This window comes from Halomonas borealis, from assembly GCF_004798905.1.
Classification (GTDB): domain Bacteria; phylum Pseudomonadota; class Gammaproteobacteria; order Pseudomonadales; family Halomonadaceae; genus Halomonas; species Halomonas borealis.
The window spans coordinates 38,618-61,700 of record NZ_SDMO01000006.1; the positions used below are offsets into that span (position 1 = coordinate 38,618).

Here is a 23,083-nt window from a genome sequence, read left to right on the forward strand (position 1 = left end):
ATGCGGGCATTCCCGCCGGTCTCGAGTTGGTCGTCATGATTCACCCCCAGAGTGTCGGCAGACGCACGTTGAAGACCTGGTTGAACAACAGGTAGCCGAGCGCGGTGATCACCAGTGCGATCGCGGCCTTGCTCCACCACCTGTCGAGCCCCGAGAACAGCAGCATCACCGCCAGCACGTAGAGCAGGGTGGACAGCGCGTAGCCCAGCGGCTGGAAGGCCAGCACGTAGACCAGAGTCGCCAGCATCAGCACCAGCTCCGGCGACCAGCGGCGGCCGTCGGAGGAACCTTCCGACGCGTCATCGCTGGCGCTGGCAGCCGCGGCACGCACCGCCGACCACCACTGCAGGCCGCACAACAGCGTGGCGAGCAGACCGGTCAGCAGAGGAAAGAAAGACGGCGTCAACTTGCCCCCTTCGAGGGGTGGTCCCATCGCCAGGCTACCGATCAGGTAACCGAGCGATAGCAGCGCCAGCACCGCATGGAATCTAGCCGCACCGGACCCGAGCCCGCGCACCAGATGAGAAGACAGGAAACGAGACATGCAATACCTCTCCTCGGTCTCCGGCAAAGGAGACCGACAACTACAGTGATCGTCGAGCAGGAACGTCAGACAGGCGGGGCGGCAGGTCCTTGCGCATTGCCCCTGACACAGGGCCGCTCCCCACCACTGGCGAGGCGCCAAGGCGCCCCGCCGGATACTCGAGGCTTACAGGTTCAGTTCATCCATCGCGTCGAAGGTCCGCTCCTGATAGCCATCGATCCACTCGTTGACTTCCTCGCTACCGAGCCAGCCGGGCGCCACGCCGAGACTGGTGACCCATTGCTGAAACTCATCGCTCGAGTAGGCCTCGTGATAGGCGGACTCGAGGGTATCGATGGCATCTTCGGGAGTGTTAGCCGGGGCTGCGAGCACGATGAAGCTGCCGGTCTCCAGGTCCACATCGAAATCCGAGATCGGCGGCACATCAGGATAGGCGGCGTTCTGCGAGCCAGACAGCTCGACCACACCCATGGCATCGCCCGACGACAGGATCCCGGAGAAATCCCCGAGGCTCGAGATAGCGGCGTCGATCTCGCCGGACAGCAACGCTTCGGCCTCCGCGGTGGAAGACCCCGGATAGGAAATCACATTGAAGGAAACCCCGGTGGCCGCCTCCAATCGACGCACCGCCAGATAGGGACCGGAGCCCTCCGGTGCCACCCCGATGCGTACCGTGCCAGGATTAGCCTTGGCCGCCTCGATCAGTTCCTCGTAGGACGAGTAGCCGGACCGTTGGGACACCACGATGGCGTCCGCCTCCTGGGTGACTCGGGCGAAAGGCGTGAGCTTTTCCAGCGAATAGCCCGGCACCATGTTACCCCGCGGCAGAGTCACGACGCTGTCATAGGTCAGCACACCGATGGTGTGGCCATCGGGCCTCGCCGTGGCCAACTGCATCAGGCCGGTGGCCGTCACCGCCCCACCGATGTTCTCCACGTAGATGGAAGTGGGCAGTGCCTCCTCGGCCAGGCTGCTGATCTTGCGCGAGATCGCATCGGCACCACCGCCGGCGGGCCAGGGCACGATCATGCGGATATCACGCTGGGGGAAATCGGCCTGGGCGGTGGGCACCGCCACCACGGCGGCGAGGGCCGTGGTGGCCAGGGTGGCACCTACCACACCCTTGGCGAGGCGTTGGCGAAGGGAGGAGTCGAGGGATTTGAGAGCGAACATAGCGGTTCCTCGCGGTTGTGATTGTCGTTGTCGGTGGATCGCAGTCGCCCGCGGTCAGTCGCGGGTCTCCTGCTGTCGCAGATAGGCCCGGTACTCTTCCTGGGCCTGCTCGTTGGGGGGGTACAGGCCGATGACCGCCGCGCCGGCGTTCACCTTCTCCAGCACGTAGGCCTCGAAGGCCTCCATGCCGCTGGCCTCCTCGGCGATCTCGTCGGCCAGCTCCAGCGGCACCACGATCACGCCGTCGCCATCGCCAACCAGCACATCGCCCGGATAGACCGGCACGCCGCCGCAGCCGACCGGCTGCTGGATATCCACCGCGTGATGCTTGGTCAGGTTGGTCGGGGCGCTGGGCTTGGTGCAGAACACCGGCATAGCCATGGCCTCGGCGTGCTCGGAGTCACGCACCCCGGCATCGGACACGAAACCCGCGCACTCGCGCACCTGCAAGCGGGTGAGCAGGATGCTGCCGGCACTGGCGGCACTGGCATCCTGGCGACAATCGGAGACCAGCACACGCCCCGGCGGCACGCTTTCCACCGCCAGGCGCTGGGGGTGCTCCGGATCCCGGAAGGCGGCGACCACGTCCAGGTCTTCCCGGGCCGGGATATAGCGCAGGGTATAGGCCTGCCCCACCATCTTGACCCGATCGTCGTTCATACGGCCGACATTCTGGATGTAGGTGTTCTTCAGGCCTCGCTTGTGCAACAGGGTATGCAGGGAGGCCGTCGATGCCCGCATCAGGCGCTCGCGGGTCTGGTGGGACAGTTCTGCGTGGGGATAATCGTTGATGATGCTCATGGCTCCGCCGAGTAGCTCGATGAATGTCGAGCCACTATAGGAAGTGCCTGGCCGCTTTTCAAACAACTTTTTACAAATAATGCCTTTTGGCTTCCTGCTCAGGCATTCCGTATATTGCTCCACACGAACAAATAAAAACAAGTTATTGTATTTAAATGGAAAAATGCTCGGGATCTGCTCTCATCAATCCCCACGACAGGCTCTTAGACATAGGTCTAAAAAGGAAATATTTGTCTATAACCCCTCATCAATACAGGGGGCCCGCCACCACTCTCAAGGCCAGCGCCAGTAACAGCATCCCGGTAGCACGGTTGATCCAGTGCGACCGAGCCTGCAACCAAGGCAGCACGCGTGAGTGCGACAGGCCGACGGCCACCAGCACATACCAGGCGCCGTCGATGATCATCGCCGTGAGCACGATGATCGCTCGGGCGGCGAGGCTCATGTCCGGCGTCACGAACTGGCTAAGTAAAGCCACGAAGAACAGGATCAGCTTGGGATTGCCGAGCGCCACCAGCATGCCCTCGCGGGCCGCCTGGCGCCCCGAGGTGGCCATCGCCCCGGCCTCCAGCGCCCCGCCGTGCCCGGCCCGCAGGGCCTTGATGCCCAGCCAGGCCAGGTAGGCCGCCCCACCCCAGGTGATCGCCTGGAACAGCATCGGGAAGCGCACGATCACCGCCCCCAACCCCCAGACGGTGAGCAGCGCATAGAAGCCCACGCCCAGCGCATGAGTGAGCGCCGCGATGATGCCCGGCACGCGCCCGCCACCCAGGGTATGGCGCAGCACCAGCGCCAGGCTGGGGCCCGGCGACATCGCCCCCATGGCACAGATCGCGGCCAACGACATCCACAGCGAAAACGGCATGACGGTCTCCTTGAGTCAGTGATCGAGCGGCGTGGCCTCGCTCCGCCGAGGGAATCCCAGGCATCGCCCCGCTCCGCCGGTGCGGCGGGAAGGACGCAGCGCCCAGCATACGATATCGTGCTATCGGGTGCCCGGCAGGGCCGCCCCTTTTCGACCCGACGCCAAGGACCCCATGACCGACGACACCTCGCGCGGCCCAGGCCACGTTCCTCCTCACGATCTATCCACGCTGATCACACGGGTCCAGCAGGCGGGGCGGCGGCACGACACCGTCAGCCTGGAAGCGATCCTCGACACCGTCGGGCGCCGCAGCTTCGCCCCTTTCCTGCTGATCGCGGGGCTCATCACGCTGGCCCCGGTGATCGGCGACATCCCCGGGGTGCCTACGCTGATGGCCGGGCTGGTGGTGCTCACCGCCGCCCAGCTGCTGCTGGGCCGGAAGCATTTCTGGCTACCGCGCTTCCTGCTCGAACGCCGCGTGTCTCGCGCGCGCTTCCAGCGAGTCACCGGCTGGATGGAACGCCCCGCTCGCTGGGTCGACCGCTGGCTTCGGGCACGCCTGGTCTGGCTCACCCGCGCCCCGGCCCACCTCGCCGTGGCGCTGACCTGCCTGCTGATCGGGCTGGCCATGCCGCCGATGGAACTGGTGCCCTTCTCCGCCAACGGCGGCGGCCTGGCGCTGACGCTCTTCGGCCTGGCATTGCTCGCCGAGGATGGGCTGATGGCGCTGGCGGCCTACCTGCTGACCGGCACCACCCTGGCCTTGGTGGTCATCGGCCTCGCCTGACACTTCGCCCGTGGAGTCCACGATGCCAAAACCCGATTCCCGACTGACGCAGGCGATAGCCATCGCGGCCGGCGCCGGCTATGCCGCCAAGGGCATCGTCTACCTGCTGGTGGGTGGTTTGGCCTTCCTGGCGGCGCTCGGCCTGGTCCGCGACAGCATCGGCACCAAGGAGGTCCTGTTCGGCCTGGCCCGCCAGCCCTTCGGCGACCTGATGATCACCGTCCTCGGCGGCGGGCTCGCCGCCTATGCCGTGTGGCGCCTGCTTCAGGCCCTGCTCGATACCGAAGATACCGGGCACGGCCCCAAGGGCCTGGTCACACGGCTGGGGTTCCTGATCAGCAGCCTCATCCACGCCAGCCTCTGCGTCTACTGCGTCGACCTGCTGCGCGACGCCGCCGCGGCCTCGGGGGACGGTTCCGTCCGCGACCATACCGCCCAGGTAATGAGCCACCAGGGCGGACTCTACGTGACCTTCGCGCTCGGCCTGGTGTTCATCGCCATCGGCCTTCGCCAATTGTGGCGCGCCCTACGACGCAGCTATCTCAAGAACTGGGATCGCCAGGACCTGGGGCCGCTACAGCGACGGCTGGCCGACGCCATCACGCATTGGGGGCTGTCCGCCCGCGGCCTGGTGTTCCAGGTCATCGGCCTGTTCCTGTGCCTGGCGGCCTGGCGCACCGACCCCAGCGAGGCTCAAGGCCTCGGCGGCGCGCTCAATGTGCTCGCCGAGCAGCCTTTCGGCCCCTGGCTGCTGGGCACCGTGGCGCTCGGGCTGGTGAGTTACGGCCTGTACTGCCTGATAAACGCCGTCATCCGCGACACCAGCCTCGACTGAGCCGGCCGGCGGTCGTGCCTCACGCGTCCGCCGAGCATCGAGACACCGGGCGTAAAAAAAGCCGCCCCGAAAAGGAGCGGCGAGAAACCGTGACTAGCATTGAGGAGAATCCGACAACCACCGACCCTAGTGGCCGTCGGCCGTGGCGATTCCTCTACGCCACGCCCCAAACGTAAGTCACTCTCATCGGCACGTCAATGCAAATACGAATATTTTTTATCCACACCCTCCCGGCTCCCTGCACGTACAGCGCCTCGATCACCACTCACCGCGACAGCGGCTAGCCCCGCTCAGCGCTTGAGCAGCCGCGAAACCACCAGCTGACACAGCGCCACCACGATGAAGAAGCCAGCGCCCATCTTGCTCTCAGCCAACACGGCGAGCAGCAGCGAGACCAGGGCCACGCTCATCACCAGCCGGGGAGCCAGATGCCGCGATGGAGCACCGGCATCGACCGCCCCCTGCGCGGCTACCGGCTGCCTCAAACGGACGAACAGCGTATCGACCTCGGCCTGGCGGGAGGGGCTGCGCGACGGATCGTGGATGAAACGCGCCAGATAGACGAATCCCACGACGATGGTGACCTGCAGCATCAACGAGACCGCCAGCTTGATATCGACAAGTTGGCCGGCAGGAATGGGCGGCATCCCCAGCCATTGGCCCAGCGCCTCGACGTCGAGCCATAGATAGCTCGAGGTGGTGACCCCGATTCCCGCCAGAACCCCTGCCCAGCCGGCCCAGTCGGGGGCGCCGGTCCGGGCGATGGAGAGCATGGCGGGAAGCGCGAGCGGCATCTGAAAGATCACCCCGAACATCACCATGATGTCGAACAGGCTTAGATGATGGACCTGGCCCAGGACGATGGCCAACACCACGATGATCCCCCCCTGGAGCACCCCGAAGGCTCTACCTATCGTCACCAGCCGTTGTCCCAAACGCTCGCTAGACGCCAGCAGCGGCGTCAACAGGCTGATGATCACCCCGGCATCACGGTTGAGCGAGGTGGTGATCGGCGCCACGGTGACCGCCAACATCGCCGCCACCACCAGCCCCAGCACCCCTGCAGGCAAGTAGTCCTTGATGAAATGTACATAGGCCGCGTTGGCGGCGTCCTCACCGAGGGCAGGATAGAGGCTCGCCAGATCGATGCCCGCCTGGCCGATCAGCCAGGGAGGAATAAACCAGCTCACCGGGCCGACCACGAACAGGATCGATGCCAGCGCGGCGGCCTTGCGGGCATCACGATCGCCGTTGGTCGTCAGGAAGCGATAGCTCGAGGTGGCATTGTTGATGCTGATGAACTGCTTGACCAACATCGCTGCCGACCAGACCATCATGATACCCAGACTGTAATCATCCCCCCCGATCCAGAAGTCTCGGTCGCTGCTGATAACCGCCATTTCCGGGCCAGTAGCGAGCCACACCCCGAAACCACCGATGACGAAGGTCAGCACCGCCAGCTGTACCATCTGGATGAAGTTGTTGGCGGACACCACCCAGACCCCGCCGATCAGCGTCACGGCAATGATGATGGCACCGATCACCAGGGTCACGAGGGTCACCCGCACATCGAACACGGCCCCAAGAAACAGCGACACGCCGTAGAGCGCGATGGAGGCGGTCATCAAGGTGAGGAATATCTGACTCACCACGTAGAAGATCTGGGTGAACTTCCCGTAGCGCATCCTGATGATCTCGGAGTAGGTGGACACGCGCAGCCGCCTGAAGCGTGGTGCGAAATAGGCGGCTGCCAGCACAAACCCCAGGGCATTACCCCAGAAGATCATCAGCACCGAGAAGCCATCCTCGAAGGCCTTCTGCGCGGCACCGGTAAAGGTCCAGGCCGAGAACTGGGTCATGAAGGCAGTGCTTCCCGCCATCCACCAGGGGATCCGCCCACCCCCTCGGACGAAGCCGTCAGGGGTCTCGGCGCGACGACGATAGGCGATCACCGTCCCCACGATGACGGCGAGTGAAAGCAACAGGGCGACCCTGTCGAGTGTCGGAATAACCAAGGCTCTCCCCTGTCATCGAGCGAGACAAAAAAGGGAGGAGTTTTCCTCCTCCCCCAAGCGAGCATCAATAATAATATTTGATACCGACTCGACTCCTCAATTGCCGGGTATCTGAATCGGAACTCACCCCGACATCCGCAAACTCCGCATAGGGAAACCAGGAGCCCAGCCGCCTGCCCGCACCCAGGATGGCATCGTAAGACTCTCGACCATTATCGAATATATCTTGATCTTCATGATAAACATAGTTCGTCTCCAGCCAGTACTTGTAGTCTCCCGGACTAAACCCGACCTTGAAGGTCACCTTGTTCTTGACCGAGTCATCTCCTTCATCTTCCGTGTAGTACGTGAACTGGCGACGATAGCGAAGCGTCGTCGTCAGAGGCATATCATCGAAACGGTAGCCCACCCGAAACTGGGGCTTCAGGCTATATTTATTGTCACCAAAGGCCACGGGCATGCCCGGCTGTATATACCAATTATCATCCAAAGAGTACTTAAACCCCCAGTCTACCTCACTATCCCCCCGTTCCAGGTCGGAAAACATCCCCTGACTGCCATCCTCTTCCTCTTGGGACGCAAATTTCGACTCAAGCCCGTAATAAAACATGCCGATAGAGTCACTCACCTTAACCCGGTTAGCATGCTGCTCCGTATGGTGTTTAAAGCCGTGACGAAAATCCAGAGTCACCGCACCCACACTGGAAGAAAAGACGATAGCGGAAGAAAGTACACAAAAAACAAACTTCTTAGCCATTATATTCCTCATTGTACTTGTTTGCCTTATAGAAGATAAGCAGGAATCGAGCGAGGAGCCGGAAACATTGAATCAGAGCCTTATACTTCACGACCTTAAGCCCAACGGATACTGCCTTTTGCCTCACCACTCACCGGGCGACGGCATGCCTTTTTCCACAACCCACAAGGGCCGTCACCCATGACGTACATATTGCATCTGACGAGACAGTCATGGCCCTACAGTGAGCAAGACATTGCCTCTTACTTTCTTGTCATGTCTTCGATGATTTCAGCTTACAGCTCTCCTTATCGGTTCTTTCATTGGCTTTTTGAATGGATCCGACCAGCAACAGGCCAATCGTCAGGATAATCCCCCCACACAGCACGAAGACCATGCGTCCCCAGAACGGATTGGGCAGCAGGAACATCAGCGTGACACCCAGGCCGGCGACGATAATCAGATAACCGAGGATGTTTCGCTGACGATTATCCACTGCGAGATGCTCATCATCGTCGGTGACCACCGGAGTATCACGATTGACGAAGAAGGTGTTGACTTCCTCCTCCCGCTCCTCGCTCAACCCACGGTAGAAGACGCGGGTCGAGACGAAGAAGCCGCCGGTGATGAAGACATGTGACATGATACCCACCGCCACTTTCAGGTCGCTCCACTCCCTACCCGTCAGCTCGTTCTCCAGGTTGAAGGTGCCTTGGACGAACTCCGGCGTCATGACGACACCGACCAGATAGGAAACGATGCCACCGACGACCAAGGTCGCCCAGGCGGCCCAATCGGGGGTCTTGCGGATAAAGAAGCCCAACAGAGCGGGGATCGTCATGGGCAGGCCGATCAGCGAACCGACATACATCATGGCGTCGAACAGGCTTAGCCCCTTGAGCGAGTTAATGAAAAGAGCAAAGCCGATGATCGCCAGGCCAAAGACCGTAGACGATATTTTCGAGACCAGTACCAGCTCTTTCTCATTGGCATTGGGGCGTAAAACGACCTCATAGAAGTTTTTGACAAAAATCCCGGAGTTCCTATTCAGCCCGGAATCCATCGACGACATGGTGGCCGCGAACATGGCAGAGATCAGCAGTCCGAGCATACCTGCCGGCATATAAAGCTCGACGAAGCTCATGTAGGCAAAGTCCCCTGCCTTGGCACCCGCCTCCGGATACATGGCAGAAAGATTGACACCTTCACTGGCGATGAACCAGCTGGGCATGAACCAGATAAAGGGCCCCATGGTCATCAGCACGCAGGCCAGCAGCCCTGCTTTCCTGGCGTTGGCCGAATCCTTTGCTGCCAGATACCGATAGGAGTTCAAAATATTATTAGTGATACTGAATTGCTTGACGAATATAAAGACCCCCCAGATGGCGAATATCGACAAGTAGTTCATGTCGTCGCCAACGAAGAAGTCGACCGGGAAGTCTTCGACAACATTGCCAACGCCACCCGATTGATTTATCGCCACAATAGCGCAGGTAATCGTCACCGCCATGATGATCACCATCTGCATGTAGTCTGAGGCGATGACGGCCCAAGACCCCCCGGTGACCGACATGAACAGTACCACCAGGCCGGTGACGACAATCGTCGTCTCCATGTCATAGCCGAAAACCCCTGAGGCCACTATCGCCAGACCGTTCAACCAGATACCCGCAGAAATGACGCTATTGGGCATTCCCGACCAAGTAAACACCTGCTCGTTGACCTTGCCAAACCTCAGGCGAATGGCCTGAATCACCGTGATCACGCGGAGTTGCCGAAAACGCGGCGCGAAATATAAATAATTCATCAGATAGCCAAGGGCATTGGCCATGAAGATGATGGCGACAGCGAAGCCGTCGTCATAGGCCTTCCCGGCGGCACCGGTGAAGGTCCAGGCACTGAACTGGGTCATGAAGGAGGTCGCCCCTACCATCCACCACAGCATCTTGCCGCCACCACGGAAGTAGTCGCTAGTATTAGAGGTAAAGGTCCTGAACAGCCAGCCGATGGAAAGGAGGAATAAGAAATATACCCCTATGATGGCCGTGTCGATATCTAGACTCATGATGGCACACTCGTTTTGTCATTGTGCTTCTGTCCGGAGAGACAACTCACCGATTCTTAAAACCTCACTCAGTAGCGTCTTAAGAAAAAGGGAGTCCATGCCCGGCAAACTGATAAATCAGCTCTCCGAACCAATACGCTTGGTTTTCTTGGGGATTTCTACTGGCGAACTTACGCTCGCTCTCTCAGGTAGCAGCGATCACGTCATGACTCCCTCCCTGCCAAGCTGACGAAGTCATCACCGGACAGCGCTTCCGGATCGATCGTAAGGGTCTCGCTTCGCTGGGCGAAGTGCAGCGTCACCTCGATCTTCGCCGCCGGCGACCGCGTGACGTCAACATGGCGCAGCTCGGGTCTGGCGTTCAGGCAGGTCTCGCTGGCCTCATCGAAGTGCCCATGCTGCTCGAACACGTTGACGAAGAGATTCGTCTCCGAGTGCACACGCGTCATGACCTTCTTCTCGTGGCGCAGGTTGTGTTCGGGGTCGTTGGCGCCGACCAGGAGTTGCATCGCCACCGCCGACTGCTCGGAGCACTGGTGCCAGGTGGTGAACCGATCGCCGTCCAGCCAGGTCATGGCGTGCGTGCTTGGCTCACCGGCGAGAGCCTGCTGCTCCCCCACCACCCACAGATGTTGGTAGCCATGGGCCTCCCCCAGCACCTCAAGGCTCTCGCGGGCCGAGAAGCCTCCCCACCAGCGGATGACCTGACCGGAGAAGTTGAAGACATAGTCGTAACAATGCCGAGCACTCCCTCTTGCCTCGACGACGTCGATCAGCAATGGCGGTGCGCAGGGCTCGAGCGTCAACAGGATGCAATGCCGACGCAGCTCGACTTCCGGGTAGGCATCGTCGGTCATGGCGCTCACCGCGCTCAGACCGTCCACCTCATATCGATCGATGAACCGCTCGATGCGCCCATGGCAACGGTCCGCCAGCTGATGATCCCCCCGGTGCTGACTCGCCTGATCCACCACCACCAGATTGTGGGCGACCGATTGCTTGGCATAACCTTCGTTCTCGGCCAGATAGCGCCCACCGAACTTGGGCTCCACGTTGACCCAACGGCAGAAGCCGTATTCGGTGAGACGCTCACGCCCACCGCTGAAGAAGGACAGCCCCAACTGGTCGAAGTGGCCATGCCCCATGCCATGCTGACCTGCCGCCACGACCAGATGATGGCGCCGCGCGCCCTCCCCCTGTTTAAGGTGGGCCTGGCCACCCGAGCCGTCGGCGAACAGCGCGCTGGGAATCGAGCATGACGCCGGAGCGCCCTCGAGCGCCGCGGCCACTCGCTCGCCGAAGCGATGGACCCAGGTGCCATTCTGGCGAGCCGCCATGGCCACGACCTCAGGTTCGGCACCGTAGCGCCCCAGATGCACCGCCAAGGCGACCCGCACGCCCTCATCGTCGACCCCCATGGTCCTCGAGGCATCATTGAGAGCCGGGAAGGTGCCATCCGGATAGGCGGTGGCGAGCAACGCGCGAATGGACCGGCCGATGCGCCGGCTCGATCGCTCATAGATATTCAGCTTCGGGCGGTGGAGCGCCAGCGCCTCAGCGAACAGGCACAACGGGTGCACCGCGAAGCGATGGTAGTAAGGCCCCTCCACGTAATAGCCATCCGGCGAGAACAGATTATCGATCTGGGCCAAAAAGCCACCGGTATGGCCATCGCCTGCGTTACCGAATATCGCCTGGTCGACATAGCGCGTCTGGCCGATGACGAGACCACAGATGCCAACCGCCGCCACCGCCCACAGGCCGTGGTTGTGGATCCGATCGAAGTCGTGCGCGTAGGTCACGGTAAACATGTCCAGCATGGGCTCGAACAACCCGCTCTCGATACGCGCACGATCGTCATCACCCAGGTCCTCCCGCAACAGCGAATAGCCGAGGGCGGCACCCAACAACCACATGTGTTCGTTGAGGATCTGGTGGAACAGTTTCCCCGGCGGGTTGGTGTTCCGGGCTACCTGATAGGGCATATCACCATACTCTGCCGCGTATGCCAGCAGCAGCTCCCGAGCCAGCTCCAGGTAGGCCCTATTGTTCGCCACACGCCCCATCAGGGCGGCATGTTCGATCAACTTCGCGTTTTGCTTGTGGGTGTTGTGCTCGAAGCTACCCGGTTCGCCCTGGCCGGGCACCACCACCCCCGCCGCCATGGCGGCCTCCACTTCAGCGGTCAGCTCGCCGAGCGTCACACCCAGCTGGCTCGGTGTATCGGCATGGTCGCGGATTCGCGCCATGTCGTCCTGTGTCCACAGTAGTCCCGTCATCTGCATCGATCCGCCTTATCGCTGTTCGTTGGCCCGCAGGCCCTGGCCACGAGCCGGCTACCCGGATGCCGCCGACTCAGACGGCGCTTAGCTCAAACCAGCCATCCCAGGCATGCCGCTCCCCCGCCACGACGACCTCGTGGTGGCCGCCCTCTCGACGTGCCGTGGCCAGGCGATAGGCCTTGCCCGAGTCCAGCGTCAGCCGGACGATCACATGAGCCTCGTCGCTTGCAAGAATCGTCACCTCGGCCACCTGCGGACGCGCGTCACGGGAGATTTCCCGAGACTCGTCGAAGTAGCCATGGGTCTCCATGACGGTCACGAAGACGTGTCGGCACGCGGTCGAGCGCGCCATCAGATAGGGTTCGTTACGCAGATTGTTGTCGGGGTCGGACGCCCCGATCAGACCGTAGGCCAACCGCATCGGGTTCGAAGCACAAAGATGAGCGGTGCTGAAGGTGTCATCGTTCAGCCAGGTCACGCTGGCCGACTCACCAGGATCGACCGACTGACTTTCCGACATCTTCCACAGGTGCTGATAACCATTGGCCTCGCCCAACGCACGGGGCGCCTCAAGCGGAGTGAGGTGCGGGGTCGCGGTCATGAGCTGACCGCTGAAATGCAGCGGGCTATCGTAGCGGTGTTCGCCGCCCCCGTCGGCACACTGAATATCGACCAGCAACGGTTCGGCGATGTCGGGAAGATTCAGCAGCAAGACGCTGCGCTGCAACTCGACGTCCTCGTAGTAGCCGTTCAGCCGGGCGCTGATGCCATGGACATCGGTGCGGGACGTCTCGGCATGGACCAGCGTGCCGTGATTGTCACAGGCCCGCGGGGTGTTCAAGTCATGCTGGGACGACTCGTCGACCACCAGGGTGTTGTGGGCCACCGTCTGCTTGGCGTAGCTCTTGTTCTCAGGGGTATAGCGCCCCCCGAACTTGGGCTCGATATTGACCCAGCGGCTGAAGCCATAGTCGGTCAGCGTCTCGTGTCGACCGTTATAGAAGCCCAGGTGCAGGCCATCGAAATGGCCGTGATCCAGGGCACTATGCAGGTTGGGATCGCTACCATGCTGGCCGAAGGTCAGGTAGGCCATGGCCTCGCGCCCCGACTCGGTGGCGGCGCGCAGCACCCCGATACCGCCCTGCTTGCCGTCGGCCCCATCGGCGATGAAAAGGCTACCCCGAGGCGCCCTCGGCTGCTCCTCGCCCTCCAGCTGCCTGGCCAACTCCAGTCGTGTTGCCAGATAGGGTAACGGCGTCTCCGGGGAGAGCAGGATCGCACGCAGGGCAGGCGGCAAATCCGGCTGGCCGTAGCGACCCACCAGAGTCATCGCGCCGAGGATCGCCCCCTCATCGGTGAGCCCCATGGTCTTGGAGCTGTCGTTGATGGCCATGAATCGGCCATCCTCGAAGGACAGTTCGTAGAGGCAGGTGACCGCCTTGCCGATGATCCCGTCGCGGTAGTCATAGATCACGTCGTCCACCGCATTCTGCTTGAGCGCCTCCGCCAGCAGGATGGTCGGGCGCAAGGCAAAGCGATGATAGTACGGCCCCTCTAGATAGTAGCCATCAGGTGAGAACAGACGATCGAGCTGGGCGTAGAACCCTCCCGAGACGCCATCCCCAGCATTACCGTACAGCGCGCGGCTGATCAGTTCCCGATCGTTGAGCACCATGCCAGCGAAGGCGGCCGCCGCCACGGACCAGATCCCGTGGTTGTGGATCACATCGAAGTCGTCGGCGTTGTGATCGGCGATCAGCGCCACCATAGGCACGAATAGATGCTGCTCGATGACCCGCCGCTCATCCTCGGGCAGCTGCGCACTGACATTGCGGTAAGCGTCGCAGGCATACAAAAGCCACATGCTCTCGTTCAGGCACTGGTGAAAAAGCCGGCCCGGCGGATTGCTGTCCTTCGATACATGGGACGGCAAGGTGGCATAGATGTCGGCATAGCCCAGCAGCAGCGTCCTGACGAAGGCCAGGTAATCGGGGTGCTCGGTCACCAGCCATAACTGAGAGGCCAGGTGCAGGCGCTGGTAGTTCTGCTTGTGTTGGGTATGCTCGACGCCCCCGGCCTCTCCCTGGCCGGGAATGTTCGGTGGTGCGCCAAGGAATGGGCGCAGCCTTGCCTGATCCTGAATGATCTGCTCCATGTACGCTGCAGGCAGGCGTTTACTCTCGAACGCCTCCCGCAGCTCCTGAATCTCACTCACGTTAAACAGCAAGGCCTTGTCCATTGTCTCGACTCACTTCAGTAGACGGTTGATGGCGATACGACAGGGTGTGCCGGAGATTCCATGAGCGAGTCCCCGCCAGGCATCTCCGGCATGCATATCGACGCACGTTTCAGGGGCACATTTGACCGCCATTGACATCGAGCACCTGGCCGGTGACGTAACCACTGAGCGCATGGGAGGCGAGATACAAGTAGGCCGGAGCCAGTTCAGCGGAAGTACCAAAGCGCCCCATGGCGATGGTGCCGCTGATCTTGTCGCGGGTCCCCTGATCCTTGTCCTCGTGGAAGGCGGTGTCGATGGTGCCCGGCGCCACCGTATTGAAGCGAATGTTGTCCTTGGTAAACTCCTTCACCCAGTTACGATGCAGGTTATGGACCATGGCCTTGCTGCCGCCGTAAAGCGAAGCGCCAGGGCCACCCCCTTCACGCGCCGCGATGGAGCCGGTGCTGATCACACTGCTGGTTTCCCCACTCTTCTCGGCGGACGCACGCAGGAAGGGAATGGCATACTTGGTGACCATCACGACGGAGCGAATGTTGAGATCCAGCACCTTGTCGAAGAATTCATCGTCGATGCTCTCGAGGCCATTACGCCCCCCCAGGCCACCGGCATTGTTGATCAGCACGTCGATGCCACCGAGGTAGTCGGCGGCGGCCTCGACCAGCGTCTTGCACTCGGCACTCGAGCACACATCCGCCTGGAAGTAGGCCACCTCACAGTCGCCGCCGAAGTGCTCGAGCACAGGCTGTGCCGCCTGCGCGGAACGGCTGCCATGAATCGCCACCTTGGCACCGGCACGGGCCAATGACTTGGCCGCCTCCAGCCCGATGCCAGCGGTGGAGCCAGTCACCAGGATCTTCTTGCCTTTCAAATCATTAAACATCGTCTTGCCTCACGAAGGTTGCGGGTGGATATCTCTACAGCAGCATTGACAAAATTTGTTCAGCCAGACAGCGGCCAGCGATGACATCATTCGCTTTATATCGGCCTTCATTGACCGAACCATCAGCTCGCCGCCGAAAACTATTTGTAAAAATTTGGATACCGTTTCAGTCAAGCTAGCAACGACGCCTGTTTTTTAAAATGCCATTTCATATATTTTTTAGGAATATCAAAATAGCGTATAGGAATTTGTAGGCGGCACGCGGAGTCACGCGTGCAGGAGATTGCATGCCTACGACAAAAGACGTATAACTCGAAGAAGAGTTAAAATCATATTTCACAATTCTCGGAATTTTGGCCCTATGGCTACTGAAGCGAAGGTCGACAACGTCACGGCAGTCCTCAAGGTGATCTCCATCCTGGAGTCACTCGACGAAGGAGGGGAGTCCAGCCTGGCGGCGCTTTCACAACGAGCCGTGATGTCCAAGAGCACCGCCTATCGCTTCCTGCAGACGCTGAAGAACCTGGGGTATGTCGCCCAGGATCCGGAGAGCGAGAAGTATCGGCTGACGATGAAGGTGTTCGCGCTGGGCAGTTCGGCGCTCGGCGAAGCCGACCTGATCAAGATGGCCGACCCCGATATGGCGGCACTGTCCGAACTGACCCGAGAAGCCATCCACCTCGGCACCCTGGACACCGCCACCGCCGAGGTGATCTATGTGCACAAGTACAATTCACACTTCAACCTGTGCATGCATACGCGTATCGGTGATCGCAGCCCGGCCTATACCAACTCCATCGGCAAGGCACTGCTGGCCCACCTGCCCGCGACTCAATTCGACGCCCTGCTCGAAAACGTCAAGTTCGAGCCGCGTACCGAGAACACCGTGACGACGGAAACCGGGCTACGCGAGGAACTGGCCACCATCGCCGAAAGCGAGCTTTCCGAGGATCTGGAAGAGATGGACGAAGGCGTATGCTGTTTCGCCACCCCGATCTTCGATCATACCGGGAAAGCCATCGCCGCCCTGAGCATGTCGATTCCAAGCATCCGCTACCACCAAGACAAGACATCAGAATACAAGCGAGTGCTGGTCGAGTCGGGAAGGAATATTTCCCATAACCTGGGCCACCTGCCGAGCCGACCCGGCAATCGCTAAGCCCCTGCCGCCTGAACAAGAATGGTGTTACGCCTGCCACTTACCTGAATAATAAGCGGCAGCCGCCGCTCTGCCTGCGCGAGCATCGGCGAGGGGCAGCCATATCTGGCCCATAAAGCACTATTTTTCAAATAGTTATATTATAAGATAAGAAGCACCCTCTTCCCCATCGCAGCATCTCACCTGATTCACCCGGCAGGCTACGAGATAGCCCCGCTCGGCATCCCTCATGAACATGCTTCTCGCCTTCCGGTTCAGGGGTGCATGACAGCCGCCACCATGCCAGCCACTCCCTGGAAACGATGATCATCGCCACACAAGCCGTTGATTTAAAATAATAAAAATAAGAAATGTCATTTTATTTTTATTTAATGCTTATTGACTTTTTTAAAACTCGCTCCTACCTTCAAGCTTGCTCGTCAAACACAATAACGGAGCTTTATCACTATCATGCGTGTTCAATCATCGTACCGTTCAGCGACAGCCGTTGGCCTCCTAACCCTCGCTTCATTCTCCATGGTGCCCACCGTTCTGGCTAATGATGCCTCTCCCGCCGAAGCCTTTGACCTATCACATTGGAAGCTGACACTCCCCATGGATGGCGACCAGGATGGCAATGTTGACGAGGAGTCGGTTTCTGAATTGCAGTCGTTTACTCATCCAGATTACTTCCACCTCGATGATCACGACCGACTGGTTTTCGTGACACCAAACAGCGCTTTTACTACGCCAAACTCGAGCAATGCACGCACAGAGCTTCGTCAAATGCTGAGAGGGGAAGACACTAGCATTGGCACCAAAGATCCGGGTAATAACTTCGCCCTCGCCTCCCACCCTGATGCCGATGAATACAATCGGATCGGTGGTTTTTTAGAGGCAACACTTGAAGTCGAACATGTCTCTATGCGCACCGAAAATCCCGAAAGGAAATCGGCCTACTCGGTCGTAGTCGGGCAGATACATGCGGGAAAAGATACAGCGCTCATGCAAGAGGAAGGAGGGTTCGGCCATGGCAACGAGCCACTGAAGATCTACTACAAGAAACGTCCTGGCGACGATACGGGCTCCGTGTTCTGGAACTATGAGAGGAACCTGGGAAAAGAAGACCCGCTGCGGACCGATATCAGTCATGCCGTCTGGGGTGGGGATTGGAACGCGACCGATGCTCCTGACGAGGCAGGCATCGCCTTGGGCGAAAGCTTTAGCTATAGGGTCGAAGTGAAAGGCGATACCCTGCACCTGACCTTCAGCGCCGAGGGTCATCCCACGCGCCGTTTCGAGAAAGACCTCGCCAGCAACATCGGCGTCGACGGGAAAATCGACAGTGACGACAACCCGAACGGTTACGCCGGTGACGGGATGTATTTCAAGGCTGGATCTTACAACCAGTGCAATACCAAGCCGGACTCTGGCGCTTGTGAAGGCACTGGCAACTGGGCAACCGACCAAGCCAATGGAGACTACGTGAAAGTCGTATTCTCAAGCTTAGAGAGCGGCCCCACCCAATAAAATCCGCCCTCTTCAGAGAACAAGACCTACACCTTATTGCCGAAGAAAATAAGGATTACTGATGCCATGTCGACGGACATTCATGTCAAACGATGTGGCATTCTTCTTCCAGGCTCCAAACCACCTTCTAAATCTTCTCCTTCATACTGCCCTTGAAGGCGGCCCCACTAACCATGCCCCCCGACATCATTACCCCTTTTTACTGTTCTGTAGAACTAACGACAGCCTCCACACCCAACATCCGAGAAGCGATTCCCAAACTGCCTAGGCCAGTGCTTTACGAAACATGAGGTCTGATGCCTCCCCCAACGTTAAGGTAGAGGGAGAACGCGTTTCGCCGCTGGACGGCCGACATTCCTTGACGGGGTAGTGCGACCTTCACCCCCGGCCCTAGCCTAGATAACGCGAAAAACGGACCATCGACGCCGCCCACCGTTCGGTGGCCAGAGAACAGGCGTTATACAAGAACGAATATGTCACAGGTCGTCCTTGGCATGACTCGGTCCCCATATCAGCCCATAAAAGGAGATGATGGATACTAGATGGTGCCACGCTAGACGATAGGAGGGAGGTAACGACTTGATCTAGATGGTGCCGGTGGTCGGACTCGAACCGACACACCCGTGAAGGCGGCGGATTTTGAATCCGTTTTTCGATCATTTACAGGCCGCGCTTGCTACGGGCCTTTCCATAAAAATCAGACTCTTATAGCTCTACACTCATCACACCAGCCATTGTGGTCGCACCTGATCTGCGACCAAATTGCGACCACATCGCGGCGTCGCATGTTGGAGCAGGGTATAAGAAAGGCCCCGTTCAAGGGGCCCTTCGCTATTCATTCTCTTGGGAGTCGGAGCTCTTCGCTGACGAGCTATCTTGCCTACTCCAGACGAACGCCCCCGACAGCGCTGCGACCTCTGCAATCACGATGGCGACGCCGTACCCTGACGCACCTACAGAGAATGCAAAGCCTGCAACGAATAGCGCCCCTGAAGCGATGAAGGTCCCGACGAATTGTCCGATTCGCTGAGTTGTCGCTGAGGTTGTAAGCTCTTCCTTAAGATACTCATGAGCCCTCTCATCGCCCCGGTGCCGAAAATCCTGCTCCCTCTCTGCCATCTGCAGGATTCTCTCAGCAGCTCCGGGCACGACCTGATCATAGTGGGTATACGGATTTAATGGTTGATGGGGCACCTTCACCCCATCAATCTGATACCACCCTCAGATGGTTGATAGATCGACTCCGTAGTTGAGTTCCTCTGCGAAGTCCGGCAGTCCGTAACCGATGGTTTTCTTGTAGAAAGGAGAGACCTTCGCAGTCGGTGCCTTCTTCTTGTGCTTCGTGGTGTAGAGCATTCGTGCCCGCATCACCTCGAAGGAGTAACCGCGCCCTTCACGGTTCTTGTCCTTGGCCAGTCGGTTGATGGACTCCGTGTAAGCGTTGGTGACGGGCATGTCCGTCTCGAAGTAGGTCATGGTCTCTTCGCGCCAGTTTCCCACTGCCCTGACCAGATCGCTCCAGACTTCCTTTTGGCCCTTCGGGATGGTGGCTATCCACTCGTCCAGGGCGGCTTCTGCCTGGAGCCGTGTGGTGGCGTCCCAGATGCCGTAGAAGCGCTCCTTGTGCTCGTAGGCGGCCAGCAGTTGCGGGAACGCGCCTGTCCAGGTCTCCATGATGAGGCGCTCCCGGTCTGAGACTTCGTGAGCGCGTTTCAGCAGGATTTTCCGGTCTCCCTTGAGAGTCCGGCTCTGGGACGGTTTCAGCTCCTTTCTGAGGCCCTTGCGCACTCTCTCTAGGGCATCGTTGGCCATGCGCACCACATGGAACTTATCGACCACGATACGGGCCTGGGGCAGCACAGCCTTGACCGCTGCCCGGTAGGGGTTCCACATGTCCATGCTGACGATCTCGACCTTCTGCCGGTCTTTCAGCTTCATCAGGTAGTTGGTCACCACGTCCTGGCGGCGGGTGGCCAGCAGGTCGAGCAGGGTTCGCTCCTCAATGTTGGTCAGAATGCAGCGGTAGCGCTTGTTCAGGTATAGCTCGTCAATGCCCAGGATGCGGGGCGTCTCGAAGCGGTGCCAGCGCCCCAGGAACTCGGCGCGGGCGTTGAAGATGTCGCGCACCGTCTTCTCGTCCAGGCCGGTCTGTGCCGCCACAAAGGTGTAGGGGTGGTTGAAGGATTCCTTCTCCACGTACTCATGCAGCCGCAGTGTCATACGGAATCCGTCCACCATCTCCGGTAGCTGGGGCCTGAATGTTGTCTTGCAGGCCCGGCAGGTGTATCGGCGGCGGACCACCCAGAGAGTGACCCGCTTGCCGTGGATGGGCAGATCACGATAGGGAACGTCACGCTTGCCGAACCGTACGAACTCACCCTGCACGCCGCATTCCTCGCAGGCGATGGGATCGGGCACGTCCACCTGGAAGTGCATTTCGTCGTCGGTTGATTTGCAGCCCAGTACTTGGTATTGCGGCAGGTGAAGGATGTTGTCGGGAAGTTCGGTCATGGTGTTGTATAGGCGTAGGTGTCAGTCAGATCCATCCGGCTCGGCATTGGTGTTTGCTTTTTTACCCAACAAGCTGCTGGAAACGAAAAGTAAGGCACCGAGGACAATTGCAATATCAGCCAGGTTGAAGGCCGGCCAATGCCAGTCTCGCCAATAGAAATCAAAGGAATCCACAACATAGCCGCGAAAGACCCGGTCAATCAGGTTGCCCATGGCGCCACCGAGGATAAGACTGTAAGCGATGGCTTCTCCTTTATGACGATTTTCAAGGATCAGCTTGATCAGAAAAATCGAGACCACTACCGCGATTCCGATAAAAAAGTAGCGCTGCCAGCCTCCACCATTCGCAAAAAGACTGAATGCGGCACCGGTGTTCCATAGGTGCACCCAGTTAAAGAACGGGGTCACCGAAACATACTCGCCATAGGCCATTGATTGCTGCACCAGCCACTTTACAGCCTGATCAGACGCTGCCAGCAGGCCCGATATGGACAATAGGGCATACGGCGAGAGCTTTTTGCCAATAATGAGCATTATTTAACCCTTCAACGCCAAAATGCGTCTGGCACCGTTAAGTACAATGCCCCCCGCGATGGTGCCGATAATCAGATCCGGATAATTGGAACCGGTCCACGCGACCAGGGCGCCGGCGGTGATGACCCCCAGGTTGATCACCACGTCGTTGGCCGAGAATATCCAGCTTGCCTTCATGTGCGCCCCGCCTTCCCGATGTTTGGATATGAGCAGCAGACAACTGGTATTGGCAATCAATGCGACGAATGCGATAGCCATCATCACCAGCGATTCAGGCTCACTACCGAATACAAAGCGTCTCACCACCTCTACGAGCACGCCCACAGCCAAGATCAGTTGCAGTACACCAGCAAGATGCGCGGCACGTACCTGCATTTTCACGCTATGTCCAACCGCATAAAGGGCAAGCCCGTACACCGCCGCATCGGCAAAATTGTCCAGGGATTCTCCAATCAGGCCGGTGGACTGGGCGATCAGACCGGCAGTCATTTCCACCACGAACAGAAGTGCATTGATGCCGAGCAACCAGCGCAGGGTCCCGGATTCTTGCTTAGCAGAAGCTGCCGAAAACTCGGCGGCCTTGATGGTCTCCGGATTTGCAGCGACGGTTTCCTGAAGCGAGGCGCCTAGCCCCAAGGTCTTCAGTTTCGAGGTGACGGGCTCGACCTCGCCGTCATGCACGACCTTCAGCCGGCGGTTCGGCAAGTCGAAGGACAGCGCCCGAATCTCCTCAAAGCCGTTCAGGGCTAGGCGAATCATTCGTTCTTCTGATGGACAGTCCATCTTCGGCACGGCATAAACACTGACCCATCTCCCTGGCGCCTCGGAGGAGGCCTGTATATCGGTATCCGCTGCGGACGTTGCATCACCGCCACAGGCGCCACCACAGGATTTGCTCATGATACGACTCCACTTGAACAATGTTGTGGTACCATTTAAAACTATAAAGCTACTATAAGGTCAATAGAGTAAAGAATCCGTTGGGGAGGAGGCTGATGCGCATTGGTCAGTTGGCGCAGTTGGTAGGGGTCGAAACACAGACGATCCGCTTCTATGAACAGCAGGGCTTGTTGCCGCCGCCTGATCGGCAGGACAACGGTTACCGTGTCTATACCGAGAAGCATGGTGAGGGGCTGGCCTTCATCCGTCGCTGCAGAATCCTGGGCCTGTCACTGGCTGAGATTCACGAACTACAGAGCTATCAGGACGACCCTCATCAGCCTTGTACCGCCGTCAACGCCTTGCTCGATGATCACATCTCTCATGTGCGGTCGCAGATAACCGCTCTGCAAGCGCTTGAGAAACAACTCGTTTCACTGAGAGCGAGTTGCAACGATGACCGGGAAGTTGAGGCGTGTGGGGTTCTTGCTGGAATTAGCGAAGGAAACATGCACCAGCAGTAGGTGAAGCATCAACCAGATAATCCGATGAGATGCCGGTCTGTCTCACTCTCATGCAAAGGTAAGATCAACCATTTAATCCGCTTACCCATCATAGTTTGCCATGACCCCAGGAGGCGGCAGAGGGCCGCTGAACTGGGACACCTCTACACGTTCGATTCCCTGCTTCACATCGGAGCGATATTTTTCAAGCAGCTCATTTCGCAGTTCGATCTCGTCTGCTGTAAGCTCAGAGGCCTCTCTGTCCAACAGAGACTCTAGCTGCTCAAGGTCTCGGACCTTTTGTTCCTGCGCTTCCTGCCTTGTCTCTAGCTCCCCAGCTTCCTGTTCATCATTTTGCTGAGCCCCCTCACCTTCTGAGGGCTGTTCCGTGGTATCAGGTGCTACATCTTGCCTGGTCATCCCCATAGCTCCTCATGGCACGCTGAAGCTCTTCTCCTACACACTTCCAGTCCGCCTGCAGTTGCTCAGCATCCCTGCTGGATGCAGCTCTACGTGCACGGACACGCAGGAAGTGCGCGCGCATGGCTTTCTGGCGCCTGGGGTAAACCTCAAGAACGCTACCAGCCCCTAATAGGAGGTCTTGTTTACTGAATTTAGTGCGGATTCGCATATCTTGCCTCCCTAACACACTGATTTTGATAAATTTTTTTATCATGCTGTACATCACGTAACAGCCATCCAGCTCATGGTAGGAATTAGTCTCTTTGCTGCCCGTACTTTGCGGGCTTTGCTCTCCCTCCCC

Annotated in this window: 20 protein-coding genes and 1 tRNA gene; 5 read left to right on the forward strand and 16 right to left on the reverse strand. The window is 59.3% G+C overall.

The genetic code is table 11. The features are described from left to right. Positions 1-40: 40 nt before the first annotated feature. From ETC07_RS07605 to ETC07_RS07620, 4 genes are all read right to left on the reverse strand, one after another. Positions 41-544, reverse strand: a complete 504-nt coding sequence (locus tag ETC07_RS07605; protein ID WP_136247908.1) for a tripartite tricarboxylate transporter TctB family protein — start codon at positions 542-544, stop codon at positions 41-43. A 165-nt stretch (positions 545-709) separates the two neighbouring features. Beyond that, positions 710-1,717, reverse strand: coding sequence for a Bug family tripartite tricarboxylate transporter substrate binding protein (locus tag ETC07_RS07610; RefSeq protein ID WP_136247909.1), 1,008 nt, complete (start codon positions 1,715-1,717; stop codon positions 710-712). Positions 1,718-1,771: 54 nt separating this feature from the next. Further along, positions 1,772-2,518, reverse strand: a complete 747-nt coding sequence (locus tag ETC07_RS07615) for a ribonuclease activity regulator RraA (RefSeq protein ID WP_136247910.1) — start codon at positions 2,516-2,518, stop codon at positions 1,772-1,774. A gap of 247 nt (positions 2,519-2,765) precedes the next feature. Further along, complete coding sequence (locus ETC07_RS07620; RefSeq protein ID WP_136247911.1) at positions 2,766-3,383, reverse strand: LysE family translocator; 618 nt, start codon at positions 3,381-3,383, stop codon at positions 2,766-2,768. 172 nt (positions 3,384-3,555) lie between these two features. On the opposite strand from ETC07_RS07620, the gene ETC07_RS07625 reads away from it, so the two are divergent. Beyond that, positions 3,556-4,170 carry an exopolysaccharide biosynthesis protein gene (locus ETC07_RS07625; protein ID WP_136247912.1) on the forward strand — a complete coding sequence of 205 codons (615 nt, stop codon included), beginning with the start codon at positions 3,556-3,558 and terminating at the stop codon, positions 4,168-4,170. Between the two features lie 22 nt (positions 4,171-4,192). Beyond that, positions 4,193-5,005, forward strand: a complete 813-nt coding sequence (locus ETC07_RS07630; protein ID WP_240724591.1) for a DUF1206 domain-containing protein — start codon at positions 4,193-4,195, stop codon at positions 5,003-5,005. 290 nt (positions 5,006-5,295) lie between these two features. On the opposite strand, the gene ETC07_RS07635 is transcribed toward ETC07_RS07630, so the two are convergent. From ETC07_RS07635 to ETC07_RS07660, 6 genes are all read right to left on the reverse strand, one after another. Beyond that, entirely contained in the window at positions 5,296-7,020 is a 1,725-nt protein-coding gene (locus tag ETC07_RS07635) for a sodium:solute symporter family transporter (protein WP_136247913.1), read from the reverse strand. Between the two features lie 64 nt (positions 7,021-7,084). Further along, a complete protein-coding gene (locus ETC07_RS07640; protein ID WP_168709192.1) occupies positions 7,085-7,777 on the reverse strand; it encodes an oligogalacturonate-specific porin KdgM family protein in 693 nt (230 codons plus the stop codon). Between the two features lie 253 nt (positions 7,778-8,030). Further along, positions 8,031-9,821 carry a sodium:solute symporter family protein gene (locus tag ETC07_RS07645; protein ID WP_136247915.1) on the reverse strand — a complete coding sequence of 597 codons (1,791 nt, stop codon included), beginning with the start codon at positions 9,819-9,821 and terminating at the stop codon, positions 8,031-8,033. 203 nt (positions 9,822-10,024) lie between these two features. Continuing rightward, positions 10,025-12,100 carry a heparinase II/III domain-containing protein gene (locus ETC07_RS07650; protein WP_168709193.1) on the reverse strand — a complete coding sequence of 692 codons (2,076 nt, stop codon included), beginning with the start codon at positions 12,098-12,100 and terminating at the stop codon, positions 10,025-10,027. 76 nt (positions 12,101-12,176) lie between these two features. Beyond that, a complete protein-coding gene (locus ETC07_RS07655) occupies positions 12,177-14,330 on the reverse strand; it encodes a heparinase II/III domain-containing protein (protein WP_168709194.1) in 2,154 nt (717 codons plus the stop codon). Positions 14,331-14,451: 121 nt separating this feature from the next. Continuing rightward, positions 14,452-15,225: an SDR family NAD(P)-dependent oxidoreductase gene (locus tag ETC07_RS07660; RefSeq protein ID WP_136247918.1), complete on the reverse strand. Its 774-nt coding sequence runs from the start codon at positions 15,223-15,225 to the stop codon at positions 14,452-14,454. A 361-nt stretch (positions 15,226-15,586) separates the two neighbouring features. Here ETC07_RS07660 and kdgR point away from each other — a divergent pair, with 361 nt between their 5' ends. Next, positions 15,587-16,384, forward strand: a complete 798-nt coding sequence (gene kdgR, locus ETC07_RS07665; protein WP_136247919.1) for a DNA-binding transcriptional regulator KdgR — start codon at positions 15,587-15,589, stop codon at positions 16,382-16,384. Positions 16,385-16,900: 516 nt separating this feature from the next. After that, positions 16,901-17,893: a polysaccharide lyase family 7 protein gene (locus ETC07_RS07670; protein ID WP_276605506.1), complete on the forward strand. Its 993-nt coding sequence runs from the start codon at positions 16,901-16,903 to the stop codon at positions 17,891-17,893. 589 nt (positions 17,894-18,482) lie between these two features. Here ETC07_RS07670 and ETC07_RS07675 read toward each other — a convergent pair. The 5 genes from ETC07_RS07675 to ETC07_RS07695 all read right to left on the reverse strand — a co-directional run bounded on the left by ETC07_RS07675 (position 18,483) and on the right by ETC07_RS07695 (position 21,838). After that, a tRNA-OTHER gene (locus tag ETC07_RS07675) sits at positions 18,483-18,561 on the reverse strand. A 163-nt stretch (positions 18,562-18,724) separates the two neighbouring features. Continuing rightward, positions 18,725-19,093: a DUF2335 domain-containing protein gene (locus ETC07_RS16055; protein ID WP_368733076.1), complete on the reverse strand. Its 369-nt coding sequence runs from the start codon at positions 19,091-19,093 to the stop codon at positions 18,725-18,727. Between the two features lie 21 nt (positions 19,094-19,114). Then, positions 19,115-20,404: an ISL3-like element ISPpu12 family transposase gene (locus ETC07_RS07685; protein WP_004574636.1), complete on the reverse strand. Its 1,290-nt coding sequence runs from the start codon at positions 20,402-20,404 to the stop codon at positions 19,115-19,117. 21 nt (positions 20,405-20,425) lie between these two features. Further along, on the reverse strand, positions 20,426-20,938 hold the full coding sequence (lspA, locus tag ETC07_RS07690) for a signal peptidase II (RefSeq protein WP_004863699.1): 513 nt from the start codon (positions 20,936-20,938) through the stop codon (positions 20,426-20,428). 3 nt (positions 20,939-20,941) lie between these two features. Continuing rightward, positions 20,942-21,838: a cation efflux transmembrane domain-containing protein gene (locus ETC07_RS07695; protein ID WP_136247921.1), complete on the reverse strand. Its 897-nt coding sequence runs from the start codon at positions 21,836-21,838 to the stop codon at positions 20,942-20,944. Between the two features lie 95 nt (positions 21,839-21,933). On the opposite strand from ETC07_RS07695, the gene cadR reads away from it, so the two are divergent. Further along, positions 21,934-22,341 (forward strand): Cd(II)/Pb(II)-responsive transcriptional regulator, encoded by a 408-nt coding sequence (gene cadR / locus ETC07_RS07700; protein WP_004364961.1) that lies wholly within the window; start codon positions 21,934-21,936, stop codon positions 22,339-22,341. An 81-nt stretch (positions 22,342-22,422) separates the two neighbouring features. On the opposite strand, the gene ETC07_RS07705 is transcribed toward cadR, so the two are convergent. After that, positions 22,423-22,740, reverse strand: a complete 318-nt coding sequence (locus ETC07_RS07705) for a hypothetical protein (protein ID WP_136247922.1) — start codon at positions 22,738-22,740, stop codon at positions 22,423-22,425. Positions 22,741-23,083 lie beyond the last annotated feature (343 nt).